The sequence below is a fragment of the Bradyrhizobium sp. 164 genome (assembly GCF_023073715.1).
Taxonomy (GTDB): Bacteria; Pseudomonadota; Alphaproteobacteria; order Rhizobiales; family Xanthobacteraceae; genus Bradyrhizobium.
The window spans coordinates 95,025-111,619 of the sequence record NZ_JADPKA010000077.1; the positions used below are offsets into that span (position 1 = coordinate 95,025).

At 65.0% G+C, this 16,595-nt stretch carries 15 protein-coding genes; 10 read left to right on the forward strand and 5 right to left on the reverse strand.

What is annotated here, in order from left to right; genetic code table 11:
- Positions 1-9 precede the first annotated feature (9 nt).
- The 10 genes from IVB01_RS24875 (at position 10) to IVB01_RS24920 (ending at position 11,038) form a co-directional block, all read left to right on the forward strand.
- A complete protein-coding gene (locus IVB01_RS24875; protein ID WP_247279838.1) occupies positions 10-981 on the forward strand; it encodes an ABC transporter permease in 972 nt (323 codons plus the stop codon).
- Between the two features lie 13 nt (positions 982-994).
- Positions 995-1,981 carry an ABC transporter ATP-binding protein gene (locus tag IVB01_RS24880; protein WP_247279839.1) on the forward strand — a complete coding sequence of 329 codons (987 nt, stop codon included), beginning with the start codon at positions 995-997 and terminating at the stop codon, positions 1,979-1,981.
- Positions 1,978-2,967 (forward strand): oligopeptide/dipeptide ABC transporter ATP-binding protein, encoded by a 990-nt coding sequence (locus tag IVB01_RS24885; RefSeq protein WP_247279840.1) that lies wholly within the window; start codon positions 1,978-1,980, stop codon positions 2,965-2,967. The genes IVB01_RS24880 and IVB01_RS24885 overlap by 4 nt, the downstream gene beginning before the upstream one ends.
- Before the next feature lie 81 nt (positions 2,968-3,048).
- Positions 3,049-4,854 (forward strand): gamma-glutamyltransferase family protein, encoded by a 1,806-nt coding sequence (locus IVB01_RS24890; protein WP_247279841.1) that lies wholly within the window; start codon positions 3,049-3,051, stop codon positions 4,852-4,854.
- 9 nt (positions 4,855-4,863) lie between these two features.
- Positions 4,864-5,574, forward strand: a complete 711-nt coding sequence (locus tag IVB01_RS24895) for a DUF1028 domain-containing protein (protein WP_247279842.1) — start codon at positions 4,864-4,866, stop codon at positions 5,572-5,574.
- Entirely contained in the window at positions 5,571-6,560 is a 990-nt protein-coding gene (locus IVB01_RS24900) for an ABC transporter ATP-binding protein (protein WP_247494940.1), read from the forward strand. Before IVB01_RS24895 ends, IVB01_RS24900 begins: the two co-directional genes overlap by 4 nt.
- Positions 6,560-7,666 (forward strand): dipeptide ABC transporter ATP-binding protein, encoded by a 1,107-nt coding sequence (locus IVB01_RS24905; RefSeq protein ID WP_247279844.1) that lies wholly within the window; start codon positions 6,560-6,562, stop codon positions 7,664-7,666. Before IVB01_RS24900 ends, IVB01_RS24905 begins: the two co-directional genes overlap by 1 nt.
- A gap of 22 nt (positions 7,667-7,688) precedes the next feature.
- The gene (locus tag IVB01_RS24910; protein ID WP_247279845.1) at positions 7,689-9,197 is read left to right on the forward strand and encodes an ABC transporter substrate-binding protein; all 1,509 of its coding nucleotides are present in this window, start codon (positions 7,689-7,691) and stop codon (positions 9,195-9,197) included.
- 10 nt (positions 9,198-9,207) lie between these two features.
- Positions 9,208-10,149: an ABC transporter permease gene (locus IVB01_RS24915; protein WP_247279846.1), complete on the forward strand. Its 942-nt coding sequence runs from the start codon at positions 9,208-9,210 to the stop codon at positions 10,147-10,149.
- Positions 10,150-10,153: 4 nt separating this feature from the next.
- Complete coding sequence (locus IVB01_RS24920) at positions 10,154-11,038, forward strand: ABC transporter permease (RefSeq protein ID WP_247279847.1); 885 nt, start codon at positions 10,154-10,156, stop codon at positions 11,036-11,038.
- Between the two features lie 116 nt (positions 11,039-11,154).
- Here the strand turns inward: IVB01_RS24920 and IVB01_RS24925 are convergent, their stop codons facing one another.
- The 5 genes from IVB01_RS24925 to IVB01_RS24945 all read right to left on the reverse strand — a co-directional run.
- Positions 11,155-11,901, reverse strand: coding sequence for a hypothetical protein (locus tag IVB01_RS24925; protein ID WP_247494941.1), 747 nt, complete (start codon positions 11,899-11,901; stop codon positions 11,155-11,157).
- 9 nt (positions 11,902-11,910) lie between these two features.
- Positions 11,911-13,161: an adenylate/guanylate cyclase domain-containing protein gene (locus IVB01_RS24930; protein WP_247279849.1), complete on the reverse strand. Its 1,251-nt coding sequence runs from the start codon at positions 13,159-13,161 to the stop codon at positions 11,911-11,913.
- Entirely contained in the window at positions 13,158-13,547 is a 390-nt protein-coding gene (locus IVB01_RS24935) for a response regulator (RefSeq protein ID WP_247279850.1), read from the reverse strand. Before IVB01_RS24935 ends, IVB01_RS24930 begins: the two co-directional genes overlap by 4 nt.
- On the reverse strand, positions 13,544-16,126 hold the full coding sequence (locus tag IVB01_RS24940) for an ATP-binding protein (protein ID WP_247279851.1): 2,583 nt from the start codon (positions 16,124-16,126) through the stop codon (positions 13,544-13,546). Before IVB01_RS24940 ends, IVB01_RS24935 begins: the two co-directional genes overlap by 4 nt.
- A 164-nt stretch (positions 16,127-16,290) precedes the next feature.
- Positions 16,291-16,595: efflux RND transporter permease subunit (locus IVB01_RS24945; protein ID WP_247301210.1), on the reverse strand; the 305-nt coding region annotated here is incomplete at its 5' end.

Here is a 16,595-nt window from a genome sequence, read left to right on the forward strand (position 1 = left end):
GCAGCCTGTATGTCCGACGCAGTCGTCTCCAATTCCAATGGGCAGAGCACGCAGCCAGCGCAAACGGCCCGCGGCTGGCTCAGCCGCACGCTCGACAGCGATATCTTCTATTCGTTTCGGCGCTCCAAGCTCACCATGGTAGCGGCGGCCATCACGGTCTTGTTCTTCCTGCTTGCGATCTTTGCATCCGCGCTCGCGGTGCAGAACCCGTTCGATCCGGCACAACTGCAATTGATGAATTCGCGTATTTCACCGCTGTGGACCGCCGACGGCCAGAGCCCGTTCCTGCTCGGCACTGACGAGCAGGGCCGCGACGTGTTCTCCGCCATTCTCTACGGCATGCGCATCTCGCTCGCCGTGGGTGTGGCCGGCGTGATCTTCGCCGGTGCGCTCGGTATCGCGCTCGGCCTGATCGCCGGCTATTTCGGCGGTGCAGTCGATGGCGTGATCATGCGCATCGCCGACGTGCAGCTCACCTTCCCCGCCATCCTGATCGCGCTGCTGGTCAATGGCGTCGCCAAATCGATCCTTGGCAACCGGCTGGATGCCACCAGCATGCTGGTCGTGCTGGTGATCTCGATCGGCCTCAGTTTCTGGGTGGGTTACGCCCGGACCGTGCGCGGTTCCGTGATGGTCGAGAAGAACAAGGACTACGTCGCCGCCGCGCAGCTGATCGGTCTGCCCGCACCGAAGATCATGCTGCGGCATGTGCTGCCGAACACGATGGGCCCGATCCTGGTGATCGCCACGATCAATCTCGCTCTTGCGATCATCACCGAGGCGACGCTGTCCTTCCTCGGCGTCGGGCTGCCCGACACCATGCCCTCGCTCGGCACGCTGATCCGGATCGGCAACAACTACCTGTTCGCCGGCGAATGGTGGATCGTCGCCTTCCCGGGGCTTGCGCTGGCAGCGCTGATCCTCTCGATCAACCTGCTCGGCGACTGGCTGCGCGACGCGCTCAACCCGAAGCTCAGATGAGTACGCCTCGCTCATGACCGTACCTGTTCTCTCCGTGCGTAATCTTCATGTGGAGTTCGCCTCCCGCCGCGGCACGCTGCGCGCCATCGACGGCATCTCCTTCGACATTGCCAAGGGCGAGGTGCTCGGCGTCGTCGGCGAATCCGGCGCCGGCAAATCCGTCACCGGCCTCTCGGTAATCGGTCTGATCGATCCACCCGGCCGCATCGCCGGCGGCGAGATTCATCTCGCGGGCCTGCGCATCGACAATCTGCCGCCGGAAGAGATGCGCCGCATCCGGGGCAAGCGCATCGGCATGATCTTCCAGGATCCCCTCACCTCGCTTAATCCGCTCTACCGGGTCGGCGACCAGATCGTGGAGACGATCCGAACCCATCTCAATCTCTCCGAACAAGCGGCGCGGCGCCGCGCCGTCGAACTCTTGGCCGAAGTCGGCATCCCAGCGCCGGAAAAACGCATCGACGGCTATCCCCATGAATTCTCCGGCGGCATGCGCCAGCGCGTGGTGATTGCGCTGGCGATCTGCGCCGAACCGGAGCTGATCATCGCGGACGAGCCGACGACCGCGCTCGACGTCTCCGTGCAGGCGCAGATCATTTCGCTGATCAAGCGGCTCGGGCGCGACCACGGCACGGCCGTGATGCTGGTGACCCACGACATGGGCGTGATCGCAGAGACATCGGACCGCGTCGCGGTGATGTATGCCGGCCGCATCGCCGAGATCGGTCCCGTGCAGGACGTCGTGAAGAACCCGCTACACCCGTACGCCAAGGGGCTGATGGGCGCGATCCCGACGCTGGCCGGAGACGACAAGCGCCTCGTGCAGATTCCCGGGTCGATGCCGCGCCTGTCGGCGATCCCGCCGGGCTGCTCGTTCAACCCGCGCTGCGCGTTCGCCTTTGACCGCTGCCGCGTGGAGCGGCCGGAGCCGCTCCCACGTGGCGCGCAGTCGGTCGCCTGCCACCTCTATGACAATGTGCCGGCGGAGAGCGCGGTATGAGCGCACCGTTCGTCCAGGCTAGAAATCTGCGCCGGGTGTTCGACGTGTCGAAGCCATGGCTCAACCGCGTGCTCGAAGGCGGGCATCTCGAATATCTCAAGGCGGTCGACCACGTCACCTTCGAGATCAGGAAGGGCGAGACGTTTGCTCTGGTCGGTGAATCCGGTTCCGGCAAGACCACGGTGGCGCGGATGGTCGTCGGCCTGCTGCCGCCGAGCTCCGGCGACGTGCTGATCGACGGCGTGTCGATGACCGATCCGCGACAGGCTCCCGCACGCCGCAAGCTGCGCCGCCGCATCCAGATGATCTTCCAGGATCCGTATGCGAGCCTGAACCCCCGCTTCCGGGTCGACGCCATCATCTCCGAGCCGATCCGCGCCTTCGACCTGATCCAGGGTGAGCGTGACATCCAGTCGCGCGTCGGCGAGCTGCTCAGCCTCGTCGGCCTGCACCCCGACGACCGACTGAAATTTCCGCATGAATTCTCTGGCGGCCAACGCCAGCGCATCGCGATCGCGCGCGCGCTCGCATCGGACGCCGAGTTCATCGTCTGCGACGAGCCGACCTCGGCCCTGGACGTCTCAGTGCAGGCGCAGATCCTGAACCTGATGCGCGACCTCCAGGACAAATTCGGCCTGACCTACATGTTCATCAGCCACAACCTCGCCGTGGTCCGCCACATGGCGAGCCGGGTCGGCGTGATGTATCTCGGCCGCATCGTCGAGATCGCGGAAGGACGCGAGCTGTTCGCCCGTCCGCGCATGCCCTACACCAAGATGCTGCTCGGTGCCGTGCCTGATCTCGCCATGAGCGGCCGCCAGCGCATTCCAGTCAAGGGCGAGATCCCGAACCCGATCAATCCGCCCCCCGGATGCGCCTTCAATCCGCGCTGCCCGCTGGCGTTCGATCGCTGCCGCAAGGAGACCCCCGAACTGATCGACGGCGTCGCCTGCCACGCGGTCAACACCGCGCCGATCCCGGCGTGACGCGCGCGTGCCATGCAACCTGCGCATTTGGCGGCGGGGTGGCCCTGTGATCAATTGCGCGCGCCGCAAATGAGGTAGCCTATGGCCAGCAACATCAATCCCGATCCGTTCACGACGAGACCGGAAATCGAAGGCACCTTCGGGGTCGTCGCCAGCACGCACTGGATCGCGACCGCCGTCGGCATGGCCATTCTGGAGAAGGGCGGCAACGCCTTCGATGCCGGCGTCGCCACAGCCTTCACGCTCCAGGTCGTCGAGCCGCATCTCAACGGCCCCGGCGGCGATGTGCCCATCATCGTCCATGACGTGAAGCGCGGGCGCACCGAGGTGATCTGCGGCCAGGGCCCCGCACCGGCGCGCGCCACCATCGCGCACTACAGGAGCGAGGGACTCGACATGGTGCCCGGCACCGGCCTGCTCGCCGCTTGCGTCCCCGGCACCTTCGAATCCTGGATGATGCTGCTGCGCGACTATGGCACGATGCGTGTGCGCGACGTGCTGGAGCCCGCGATCTCCTATGCGCGTGACGGCTATCCGCTGGTCGAGCGCGCCTGCGCCACAATCCAGACCGTCGAGCAGTTGTTCCGCAAGCATTGGCCGACCTCGGCTGCCGTCTACCTGCCGAACGGTGAAGTGCCAAAGCCCGGTACGCTGTTCACCAACAAGACACTGGCTGCGACCTACTCCCGCATTCTCAGCGAAGCCGAAAGCGGCGGCGGCGGCCGCGACGCCGAGATCGAGCGCGCGCGCAAGGCTTGGTCGCAAGGCTTTGTCGCAGAAGCAATCGACAAATTCTGTCGGACGCAAGAGGTGATGGACGTCAGCGGCTCGCCGCATCGCGGCGTCCTCTCAGCGGACGACATGGCGCGGTGGCAGCCGACGATCGAGGCGCCGCTCACCTACGATTACGGTCGCTACACCGTCTGCAAGGCCGGCGTCTGGAGCCAGGGGCCGGTGACGCTTCAGCAGCTCGCTCTGTTGAAAGGCTTTGCGCTCGATGGGCTCGATCCGACCGGGCCGGAGTTCATCCATTTCCAGATCGAATGCGCCAAGCTGGCATTCGCCGACCGCGAAAAATTCTACGGCGACCCCAAATTCACCGAGATCCCGATCACGACGCTGCTGTCGGATGCTTATAATGACGAGCGCCGCAAGCTCGTCACCGACAAGGCCTCGCTCGACTTCGTGCCCGGCACGGTCGAGGGTTTTGGTGGCGTGGTCAGGCTGCGCCGTGCCGAGGGCCAGCGCGAGGCGGTCGGCGCGCTCGGCGCCGGCGAGCCGACGGTGGGCCGCTTCGGCGAAGTGCGCGGCGACACCGTGCATTTCGACATCATCGATGAGGCCGGCAACATGGTGTCCTCGACGCCATCGGGCGGCTGGCTGCAATCCTCGCCGATCATTCCCGAGCTCGGCTTCTGCCTCGGCAGCCGTGCGCAGATGTTCTGGCTGGAGGAGAACCATCCCGCCGCGCTTGCGCCGGGCAAGCGGCCGCGCACCACGCTGTCGCCGACCATGGCGCTGCGCGACGGCGAGCCCTATCTCGCCTGGGGCTCGCCGGGCGGCGATCAGCAGGACCAGTGGATCACACAGTTCTTCCTGCGCCACGTCCATTGCAACCTCAACCTCCAGGAGGCGATCGACGCGCCGGCTTGGCACTCCGAGCATTTTCCGATCTCGTTCTGGCCGCGCACTGCGCGCCCGGGCGTGCTCGTGGTCGAGAACCGCGTGCCAAAGGCCACGATCGAGAACCTTCGCGAGCGCGGGCATATCGTCGAGGTCGGTCCCGACTGGTCCGAAGGCCGTCTTACCGCGGCCTCGCGCGTCGGCCCCCGTCGACGCGCTGCCGCCAATCCGCGCGGGATGCAGGGCTATGCCGCGGGACGCTGAAGGCAGCACATGACCTGGTCGATCATCGCGCGAGATGCTGCCACCGGCCAGTTCGGCATTGTCGTCGCGACCCGCTTCTTCGCGGTCGGCGCGCGTGTTCCGTACATTGCCGCCGGCCTCGGCGCCATCGCGACGCAGGCCTTCGTCAATCCCTATTACGGCATCGACGGTGTCAAGCTGCTGCGCGAAGGCCTCAATGCACACGACGTGCTCGCCGCCCTGCTCGCGACCGATGACGGCCGCGAAAGCCGGCAGATCCACATCATGGACGCTAGCGGCGACATCGCCGCGCACACCGGGCGCGATTGCGTCGAATGGTGCGGGCACATCGCAGGCAGCGGCTTCTCGATCGCCGGCAACATGCTGACGGGAGCCGACGTGCTCGACGAGACGGCCAAGACCTACATTGCCAACGACAGCCTGCCCTTTCCGCGCCGCCTGCTCGCGGCCATGCGTGCGGGCGAAGCCGCCGGCGGCGACAAGCGCGGCAAGCAGTCGGCCGCGCTGTTGATCCACGGCGAGGAGGAATGGCCGGCGCTCGACATTCGGGCCGACGATCATCCCGATCCGCTGGGGGAGCTCGAACGGCTCGAGCGTGTCAGCCAGGAGCTCTGGGTGCACTTCCGCGCCTCCATGCCGACGCGGCAGAATCCGGCCGGCAACACCGATCGCAGCGTGATCGACGCCAGCATCACCGCAGCCCGCGCAAGACAGTCATGAGCGCCACCCCACTCATCGAGATCAAGGATCTGCGCATCCGCTTCCACGGCGACGACGGCCGTATCACGCATGCGGTCGACAGCGTCGATCTCAGCGTCGCCAATGGCGCGACGCTCGGCCTCGTCGGCGAATCCGGCTGCGGCAAGAGCGTGACTTCGTTGGCGATCATGGGCCTGCTGCCGAAGAGAAGCGCGGAGATATCCGGAGCGATCCGCTTCGAGGGGCTCGACCTCTTGAAGACGCCGGACCAGACGCTACGCGACCTGCGCGGCAACCGTCTGGCGATGATCTTTCAGGAGCCGATGACCTCACTTAACCCGAGCCTGACCATCGGCGAGCAGATCATCGAGACGATCCAGCGCCATCGCGGCGGTTCGCGGCGCAATGCGCGGGAGCGGGCGATCGAGCTCCTGCGCCGCGTCCACATCCCCTCACCGGAGCGACGGATCGACGAATTCCCGCACAAGCTCTCCGGCGGCATGCGCCAGCGCGTGATGATCGCAATGGCGCTCGCCTGCGATCCGCGCCTGCTGATCGCGGACGAGCCGACCACGGCGCTCGACGTCACCTTGCAGGCCCAGATTCTGGAGCTGATGCGCGAGTTGAAGGCGGCGAGCGGTGCCGCCATCATCCTGATCACGCATGATCTCGGCGTCGTCGCCGAAGTCTGCGACGAGGTCGCGGTGATGTATGCCGGTGAGATCGTCGAACGCGCGCCTGTCGACGAATTGTTCTCGGCGCCGCAGCATCCCTACACGGTCGGCCTGCTTGGCTCGATCCCGCGGCTCGATCATCGCCCCGAGCAGCTCGCCACGATCGAAGGCATGGTGCCGAACATGGCACGGCTGCCCGCCGGTTGCCGCTTCGCCGCGCGCTGCCCGTTCGTGCTGGACGCCTGCACCAGGGCGCCGCCGCCACTGCTGCAAGTCAGCCCCGGCCACCTCTCGCGCTGCATCCGTGCGCCGCTCGAACGTTTGGTGTCGTGATGGCACTGCTCGAGGTCCAAGACCTGGTCAAGCATTTCGTCGCCGAACGCTCGCTGTTCGGCCGCGCGCGGGCGCATGTCAAGGCCGTCGATGGCGTCAGCTTCTCGCTCGAGGCCGGCAAGACGCTGGCCCTGGTCGGTGAGTCCGGTTGCGGCAAATCCACCGTCAGCCGCTTGGTGCTGCGGCTGATCGAGCCGGACGCGGGTACGGTTCGTTTTGACGGCCGCGATCTTCTCTCCCTCGACGCCAATGCGCTCCGCGCCTTCCGCCGCGAAGCCCAGATCATCTTCCAGGACCCCTACGCCTCGCTCAATCCGCGCATGACCGTCGGCCAGATCCTGACCGAGCCGCTGGCGCTGCACGATCTGGTGCCGCCGACGCAGCGGCGCGGGCGGGTCGCCGAACTGCTGCGGCTGGTCGGGCTGGAGCCGCGGCTGGAGCGCCGTTATCCGCATGAATTCTCCGGGGGTCAGCGCCAGCGCATTGCCATCGCCCGTGCGCTCGCAGTCGAGCCGAAGCTGATCGTCTGCGACGAGCCGGTCTCGGCGCTGGATGTCTCGATCCGCTCGCAGATCCTCAACCTGCTGCGCGAGCTCCAGGACCGGCTCGGCCTCGCCTATATTTTCGTGTCGCATGACCTCGCGGTGGTCAAGCATATCGCCGACCACGTGGCGGTGATGAATCTTGGCCAGATCGTCGAGACGGCGGAGGCGGACGCGCTGTTCGCAGCGCCCCGCCATCCCTATAGCCGGGCGCTGTTGTCCGCGATCCCCCTGCCCCAGCCGAAAGCGAAACGAACGACCGTCCTATTGACGGGCGAGATCCCGAGCGCACTCAATCCGCCGGCGGGCTGCCGCTTCCATACCCGCTGCCCCTTCGTTGTCGAGCGCTGTCGCATTGAAGCGCCGGAGCTCCTGGCAGACAGCGCGGGCCACGCCGCCGCCTGTCACCGTACGGCAGAGCTACCGTCTACCGACGCCATCCTGCCGGCAGCCGGCGGGTTTTCGCCAGCACTTGCGAAATTGGTCGCGGCTTTCAGCCGAAAGACGGAAGGCGCAGCGGTTTCCGGGGTTGGTATACAAGGCACCGCACCCACCACGACGTAGCCGAAGCAATGGGGACTGCCCGATGAACATGTTTCGCCTGGCCATAACGGCCACCGCCTTCCTGCTGTCGGTCGTAACAGCGCAAGCCCAGACCACGCTGCGCATCGGCCTCGCCGAGGACCCCGACATCCTCGATCCGACCATGGCGCGCACCTATGTCGGCCGGATCGTGTTCTCCGCATTCTGCGACAAGCTGTTCGACATCGACGAGAAGCTCAACATCGTGCCGCAGCTCGCGCTATCGAGCCAAACGGACGACGACGGCAAGGCGCTCGTCATCAAGCTCCGCCCCGGTGTGAAATTCCACGACGGCGAGCCGTTCGATGCCGAGGCCGCCAAGTTCTCGTTGGAACGCCACCTCACCTTTCCCGGCTCGTTCCGCAAGCCGGAGCTGGCCTCGGTCGATCACGTCGAGGTCGTCGATCCCCTCACGATCAAGCTGGTACTGAAGTCGCCGTTCTCGCCATTGCTCGCGCAGCTCACCGATCGCGCGGGCATGATGATGTCGCCGAAGGCGGCGAAGGAAGCCGGCGATAAGTTCGGCCTGCGTCCGGTCTGCGCCGGCCCCTATAAGTTCGTCGAACGCGTGCAGCAGGACCGCATCGTATTCGAGAGGTTCGCGGACTACTGGAACAAGGACAACGTCTTCATCGATCGTATCGTGTTCCAGCCGATCGTCGATGCCACGGTGCGGCTCGCGAACCTGAAATCCGGTGGACTGGACCTGATCGAGCGCGTGCTCGCCACCGACCTCAAGGAGGTCCGCGCGGATTCGCGGCTGAAGGTCGCGACCGCCATCGAGCTCGGGTATCAGGGCATCACGCTCAACATCGGCAAGGACAAGGCCAAGGGGCCACTCAGCCAATCGGCCAAGGTGCGCCAGGCGCTCGACCTTGCCATCGACCGCGAGGCGATCAACCAGGTCGTGTTCAACGGCGAGTTTCAGGTTGGCAATCAATGGGTCAATCCCGATCATCCCTATTATCAGAAATCCCTGCCGGTCCGTCCCCGCAACGTCGAGAAGGCCAAGGCGCTGCTGAAGGAAGCCGGCGTGACACCGCCGGTCAGCGTCGATTTCCTGGTATCGAAGGGCGCGGAGACCGAAACGCCGGCGCAGGTGATCCAGTCCATGGCGGCCGAAGCCGGGTTCGACATGAAGCTCCGCGTCACCGAATTCGCAACCGGGCTGAAGCAGGCTGAGGCCGGCGATTACCAAGCCTTCATGCTGGCCTGGAGCGGGCGCGTCGATCCCGACGGCAACACCTTCGTCTTCCTGCACAGCGGCGCGCCGCAGAATTACGGCGCTTGGAACAATGCGCAGGCCGACAAGGCGCTGGAGGATGCGCGATCGGTGACCGATCCCACCAAGCGCAAAGCCAGTTACGAAGCCCTGGCGAGGCTGGTCCAGGACGAAGAGCCCCTCCTGTACCTCTACCACCGCCGCATCATCATCGCGCATGCGACGAAGCTCGAAGGCTACAGGCAGATGCCTGACGGGCTCGTGCGCGTTATCGGCCTCAAGCTGAAGTGACAATGAAGGGATGCTGAAGTTCCTCGCGCGCCGCCTTGTGCAGATCGTGCCGACACTGTTCTTCGTCTCGGTGCTGATCTTCTCGCTCCAGCAATTGTTGCCGGGAGATCCTGCGCTGGTGATGGCGGGCGAAGAGCGCGATCCTGCCGTGATCGAACAGATCCGGCATCAGTACCGGCTCGATCAGCCCATCCCTGTGCAGTACGCCTATTGGATCAAGGGCGTACTCGCCGGCGATTTCGGCGAATCGCTGCGCAACAAGATGCCGGTGCGCGAGCTGATCGCGCAGAAGCTGCCGGTGACCTTACAGCTCGGCTCGATGGCAATCCTGATCGCTTTCCTGATCGGCATCCCCGCCGGCATTGTCGCGGCGGTGAAGAAGGGCACCGTCTGGGACTATGGCGCCAATTTCTTCGCGCTATGGGGCATCTCCACGCCGAACTTCTGGCTCGGCATCATGCTGATCTTCCTGTTCTCGATCGAGCTCGGCTGGTTGCCGGCCTCGGGCTATGTGCCGCTCACCGAAAACTGGCGCGCGAGCCTGGCTGCCACCATCATGCCCGCCTTCGTGCTCGGCAATGCAATTGCCGCGATCCTGATGCGGCACACCCGCAGCGCTATGCTCCAGGTGATGGAGAGCGACTATGTCCGCACTGCGCGCGCCAAGGGACTGTTGGAACGCTCGGTCATCCTCAAGCACGCGATGCGTAACGCACTGACACCTATCATCACGCTCGGTGCGCTCGAGCTCGGCACGCTGCTGTCAGGCGCCGTGCTGACCGAACAGATCTTCTCCATCCCCGGCTTCGGCAAGCTGATTGTGGATGCGGTGTTCAATCGCGATTATGCGGTCGTGCAGGGCGTGGTGCTGGTGACAGCCACCGTCTACATCACGCTGAATCTCATTGCGGACGTCGCCTATATTCTCGTCAATCCGCGGCTGCGGGGCTAGTGCCATGAGCGACACGACGCTCGCCAGTCCCCTCACGCAAGCTCACGAGCTGGACAGCCCGGCACGCCGCGCGCGGCGGCGCCTGTTCAAGCGCAAGGCCGCTGTGTTTGGCCTCATCGTGATCATCGCGTTCATCCTTCTTGCGGTGCTTGCGCCGGTCCTCGTTCCCTTCGATCCCATCGCGACGAGCTGGAGCCTGGTGCGCAAGCCGCCGACCGCCGCGCACTGGTTCGGCACCGACGAACTCGGCCGCGACATCCTGAGCCGCGTCGTCTACGGCGCGCGAGCCTCGCTGCTCGCGGGCCTGATCTCGGTTGCGATCGCGCTCGGCATCGGCGTCCCGTTGGGCCTCCTCGCAGGCTATCGCGGCGGCTTCACCGACGCACTGATCAGCCGGATCACGGACGCAATGCTCGCCTGCCCGTTCCTGATCCTGGCAATTGCGCTCGCGGCATTCCTCGGCCCCAGCCTCGGCAACGCCATGATCGCCATCGGCATTTCGGCCACCCCGATCTTCATCCGCCTGACCCGCGGCCAGGTGCTGAGCGTCAAGGCCGAGGATTATGTCGAGGCCGCGCGCGCACTCGGCAATCCGCCATGGCGGATCGCATTCTCGCACATCCTGCCGAACATCCTTCCGGCGCTGCTGGTTCAGGCGACGCTGTCGATCGCCGCCGCCATCATCGCCGAAGCGGCGCTGTCGTTCCTTGGCCTGGGCCAGCAACCGCCGGCACCGTCCTGGGGCAGCATGCTCAATGCCGCACAGCGCTTCCTGACCCAGGCGCCCTGGATGGCGATCTGGCCGGGGCTCGCGATCTTCCTCGTGGTGTTGTCGCTGAACCTGCTTGGCGACGGCCTGCGCGACGCGCTCGACCCGCGCCAGCGCTAGCTGTCCCTCATGGTGAGGAGCGCGTTCTTACGCGCGTCTCGAACCATGAAGGCCCGACTGTCCCTGTAGCCATCCTTCGAGACGCGGCCTAGCGGCCGCTCCTCAGGATGAGGATCTTAAATGACGATCTCCCGCATCACGCGGCGGCAGTCCATCTCATATTCCAGATCGACCACGGGTGGTCGGGCAAAATGCCAGGTGAGGCCGGAGCGCAACGCGCCGCGGCGCACCAACTCGTCGACCAGCGCGTGATGGAAGTCATGCACCGAATAGGCCTGCACGCCGGTGGTGTCCTTCCAGCCGAAGCCGAAGGCCGCCATCCGGTTCTCCATCTGCGCGGTCGTCGTGAAGCGTACCTTCTCCCGCAGCCCTTCCGGGCTGAGGTCGCGGTAACGTACCGTGCGCTCGACATAGGTGCCGCTGCCCTCGCGAGCCTCGGCTCCGCCGGCGATCACGAAGCTCGGCGATTTCGACGGGGTCGGGCGCGTGAAGGAGAACGCGTAGAACGACGGCTCCGACGGCGGATCGATCTCGGGACAGACATTGCTGCGTGCCACGGGATTGTTGGTGCCGTCGAAGATCCCCCATTCCGACAGCGTCTTCACATAGTGCAGGTTGAACGCGCGAAAACCTTCCTCGCTGAAGGCCGCCGGCGAGCGCAATTCGCAGGCACAGAACGCCGTGAGCGGCCGCCCTGCCTCCTGGATGAGCTTTGCCGCCAGCGCAAATCCTTCCGCAAGCGGCACCAGGCGATCGGACCGGACGCGCTCGATCTCGTAGCCGTCATCTGCGGCGGCACCCGCCGAATACTGGAACACGGACGGAATGAAACGATAATTGCCGGCAGAGAACTCACGAATCATGACGGACTCCTATTCCAGTTGCATGCGAATGCCCTTGGCGCCGTTGAGCAGGCGCTTCAGGTGAAAGCCGGCCAGGGGATCGTCGGCGTTCATGCCGACCAGCGCCGCGAATGCCGGCATGGCGGCGACGTCGCCGGCCTCCATCTTGGCAAAAGCCTGGGAATATAGCGCCGTTTCCGACGCTTCGAATTTGGCCTCCGACAGCGGTTCGAACGCGCGCAGCGGCTCGCTGCGTCCGCGCAGCATCAGCTCGCCTATTGGGCGGCCTTGAAAGTTATCGGCCGACGTGGCGACGCTGATGCTGACACACATGCGCGTTCCCAGATGCTTGTTGGCAGCCTCCAGCCGCGCCGCAATATTGATGGTGTCGCCGTAGGCGGTGTAGTCGAAGAAGCGATTGCCGCCGAAATTACCGACCAGCGCCGGGCCTGCATGCACGCCGATCCGAGTGGTCCCGAAATTCACGCCTCTGCCCCTCCAACGCGCCGAGAAGGCCTCCGCCCAGGCGTCGAGATCATGTGCGCAAGTGACTGCACGCGTCGCATAATCCGGCTGGTCCCCCGGCGCGTTGAAGAGCACCTGGATCGCATCGCCGATGATTTTCGTGACCGTCCCCTCATGTGCGAAGACGATCTCGGTCATGCCGCCGACATATTCATTGAGGAGCTCGCCGAGCATCTGGGGCGGTGCGCTCTCCACCAGCGAGGTGAAGCCGGTGATGTCGGTAAAGATGGTCGCGACGTCGCGCCACTGCACCTCCATGCCGTCGCCGGCGACATCCGCCGCCAGGCGCCTTGCGATCTCCGGCGAGAAGAAGCGCGACAGCGAGGCATGGGCGCGCTCGGCTTCCATCTGGCGCCGCCGCACCTCGCGCAGCATCTCGACGTGGCGAATGGTTTTATCGATCGTGGCTTCCAGATCGGCGAAATCGATCGGCTTGGTCAGGAAGTCGAACGCGCCGCGGTTCATGGCGGTACGGATGTTGCTCATGTCACCATAGGCGGAGACGATGATGGTCGACTTCTTGTCCTCGGCCTCCTGAAGCTTCGTGAGCAGCGACAGTCCGTCCATCCGCGGCATGTTGATGTCGGAGACCACCATATCGACATGCGGATTCCGCTCAAGCGATTGCAGCGCCTCAAGGCCGTCGCGCGCGAACATGATGTCGATGAGCCCGTCCCGGATCTGCCTGCGGAATTTTTGCAGAATCAGCGCCTCGAGATCCGGTTCATCATCGACGAAGAGGATGGTCGCAGTCATGCGGCTTGCTCGAGCCTCGTGTCGATCTCCTGCCGCAACAGCGCAAAGTCGATCGGCTTGGTGAGGAGCCCGACGGCGCCGCGCTCGATCGCCTTGCGGCGCGTTTCGGCATCGCCATAGGCCGTGATCATGATGACGGGAACATCCGGATGCGCGGCACGCACCTTCGGCAGCATGTCGAGCCCGCTCATGCCGGGCATGTTGATGTCCGAGAGAATCAAAATCAGCGAGGGATCGCGAACTTCGGCCGCGCGCCTCAGCGCATCTGGCGCAGAGGACGCAAACTCCATCTGGAAGCGTCCCGCGCGCAGCTCCCGCCGGAACTGCTGCCGGAACAGCGCCTCGACGTCGGGCTCGTCATCGACGACCAGGATATAAACGTTCAAGTCTTGTCTCCAGTAGTTCCACTTGCCGCCATCATGCGCGGCAGCGTGATGATGAATTCGGTGAATACACCGGGCTCGGTGTTCACGTCGATCGTGCCGCCGTGCTGTTTCACGACGATGTCATGGCTCATGGAAAGGCCGAGCCCGGTGCCCTCGCCGGCCGGCTTGGTGGTGAAGAATGGATTGAACATCTTCTCCTTCACCTCGGGCGGGATCCCGGTGCCGTTGTCGCGGATCCGGATCTCGACTCTCTCGCCGAGGTTCTTCGTTGCCGCGCGCAAGATCGGCTCGAAGGCGTCAACGGCGCTCTCCTTGCGCTTGGCAGTTGCGTAGAAGCCGTTGGAGATCAGGTTGAGAAAGACGCGCGTGATCTCCTGCGGATAGATATCGACCATACTGGCGGCGGGATCGAGTTCGCGCTGGAGCGTGACGTTGAAGGCCGGTCTTTCGGCGCGCGCGCCGTGGTAGGCCAAATTTAGGCTCTCCTCCAGGACTGCATTGATATCGACGACGCGATGCTCGCCGGAGCCCTCGCGCGAATGCAGCAGCATGTTCCTGACGATGGAATCGGCGCGTTTGCCGTGCTGCACCACTTTCTCGAGATTGCTCCTGAGCATGCCGGTCAGCTCATCGACCTCCTCCTTCATCTTGCCGTCGAGCGCGGCCGACTGCAGGGTCTCCTTGAGCTCGTCGAGCAGCTCGGTCGACACCGCTGAGAAGTTGTTGACGAAGTTGAGCGGATTCTTGATCTCATGGGCGATGCCCGCCGTGAGCTGGCCGAGGGACGCGAGCTTCTCGGTCTGGATCAGGCGATCCTGGGCGGCGCGCAGGTCGTCGAGCGACTGCGACAACTCTCTGGTCCGTTCCTGGACCTCCTCGAACAACCGGACATTCTCGATCGCGATAAGGGCCTGGTCTGCGAAGGTCGTGGCGAGTCCGATCTGCTTCGCGCTAAACGGCCGCACCTCGTGTCGCGTCAGAACGAACACGCCGATCGGTGTGCCCTCTCGAAGCAAGGGCACACCCAGCATCGTACGTACGTTGGCGCGCCTTCGGGCGGACGAAGGCGCGTATTCCGGGTCGGCCTGCACATCCGGGACATGAACCGTCTTGCCATCGAGCAGCGTGCGGCCGACCACACTTCCCCGTTCAGGTACAGACGCGAAAGTCCGAAGCTTGTTTTCCTGCTCCGCGCCGAGCCCGCAGCTTGCCGCCAAATAGAAAACGCCATCATTGGGCCGGAAAATCGTTCCCTCGTCCGCGTCACACAGGCGGGCTGCCGAGCCAACAAGCGTGTTCAGCACGGCTTGCAGGTCGAACGCCGAACGGCTGATGACTTTCAGCACGTCGGCGGTCGCAGTCTGCTGCTGCAGGGACTCGCTCAATTCCGCTGTGCGCCGTTCGACCTTGTTTTCGAGGTCGGCGTAGGATTCCTGCAAGCGCGCGCCCATCTCGTTGAATTGGTCGGCGAGACCTTCGAACTCGTCGCCGGTTTTGATCGAGATGCGCTGGGAGAAGTCGCCGCCGCCGATCCGCTCGGCGCCGCTGCGCAGCGCCTGGATCGGACCGACCATGCGGCGCGCGAGAAAGATCCCCGCAAGCACCGCGAAAATCGAAGCCGCCAGCAGCACGATCGCAAGCCGCTGTAACGAGGCGTAGAGCGAAGCGTAGGCCTCCTCGACCGGCAATTCCACGAACATTGTCCAGCCGAGCGGCGCGATCGGGGCGGAGGCCGTCAGAACCTTCTGCCCCTGAATGTTCGTCGCCTCCTGCAATGCGTCCGGCATGACGCCGCCCCCGGCTTGAGCGCCGCGCACCTGCGCGAGACCAGACATGTCGGTGTTGCGCAGCACAAGACTGATGTCGGGATGCGCGATCAGGCGCCCTCCCGGTCCGACCACGTAGGCAACTCCGCGCTCACCGACCTTGATCTGGGACACAACGTCCCAGATCAGCTTGAGGTTGACCTCGGCGATGCTGACGCCGGCATCCTTGCGCGCACCGGCCAGCGCCAGCGTCATGTACGGCTCGGACTCCCTGCGGAAATAGATGGGTCCGTAATAGACCTTGTGTGCGACTGCTTCGGTGAACTTTGGGTCGCTCGATAGGTCGATGCCGCTGTCGATCGCATCCATCGCCAGCCGCGAGACCCGCAACCGCTCCTTGCCGGTCGAATCCACCTGGGCAAACTCGGTGATCCCAGGCACCTGACGCAGCAGCCGCAGCGCGTCGAACCGGCGCTGCTCGATCGAGCCCGCCGACCAGGGCAGTTGCGTGGTCCAGCCGAGCTGGCTCTCGATCTCCTTGACAAACTGCCCGATCTTGGCCGCGGCCGCCTCGGCCTGCTCATGCTGGACCCGGATCAGCGAGGCCTTGTGTTCGCGATAATAGAAGAAGACCTCGAACAGGCCGTTGGCGAGGAGCGCGACGGTGACCACGGCCACGAACAGCGCGACATATTTGGTGAACAACCGGCTCCTGATCCCCTGCCCCATCCCCGCGCCGGCAGGGACACCATCCGCTGCCGCGGTCGGCAACGTCCTGGCTTGCGGGGTGTCGGGAACAACGGAAAGGCTCATCCCTTGGAAACTACCAAGAAGAGCGGACCTTGTCTCTCGCAAGCACCCGGGAGCGGCCGCCCGATGGCCGGTGCGGCGCCTCACTACGCGCCGGGGCACAAAAAACACAATAAAAGGGCGGCAACGGAAACCGCTGCCGCCCTCTGGTTCGCGCGCCTACAGCCTCAGGTCGGCCGCAAGGCCTTGTTGGAGCCGAGGTCGAGCTCGTTGACTTGCTTGTTCCGCTCCGAATCGGCCGCCGCGCGATGGTCGGTCGCCAGCACCACGTAGACCGCCGGCAGCACGAACAGCGTGAACAGCGTGCCAATCGACATGCCGGCCACGACGACCAGACCGATCGAGAAGCGGCTGGCCGCACCGGCGCCGGTCGCAGTCAGGAGCGGGATCAGACCCGTCACCATCGCGGCCGTGGTCATCAGGATCGGGCGCAGGCGAATGCGCGCCGACATCTCGATGGCCGAGCGGCGGT